The 341-nt window shown below is 36.4% G+C and carries 1 protein-coding gene; it reads left to right on the top strand.

Going from position 1 to position 341, the window contains the following annotated elements; genetic code table 11:
* Positions 1-113: 113 nt before the first annotated feature.
* On the top strand, positions 114-341 hold a 228-nt coding region (gene tnpA / locus JUI58_RS18125; protein WP_204105213.1), incomplete at its 3' end, for an IS200/IS605 family transposase.

Genomic DNA, 341 nt, shown 5'->3' with positions numbered 1-341 from the left:
CGATTTAGTTTTATTTTTGGCTTTTCGTCGGCTCATTGGCTCAAAAACTTTAGTCTTATTGCTTTTATTCTACTAAACTTATTTTTAGTTGTCAATACAGTTCTAAAAAAAATATGCCTAACTTCCAGAGACTGAAAACCCGTTCTAATAGCGCATTTCGCCTCATTTATCACCTTGTTTTAGTCACAAAGTTCCGCCGTAAATCTCTCAGCGCTGAAATTTTAGAGCGAATGCAAGAGATCGTTAAAGCACTTTTGATTAAATGGGAATGTGAATGTATCGAATTCGGAGGCGAATCCGACCATATTCACATCTTGTTTGAAGCTCATCCTAGTGTTGAA

Origin of the sequence: Spirulina sp. CCY15215, from assembly GCF_016888125.1 — a bacterium.
Classification (GTDB): Bacteria; Cyanobacteriota; Cyanobacteriia; order Cyanobacteriales; family Spirulinaceae; genus CCY15215.
The sequence above is the reverse complement of the archived record's forward strand: the minus strand, read 5'-3'. Positions and strand labels throughout refer to the sequence as shown.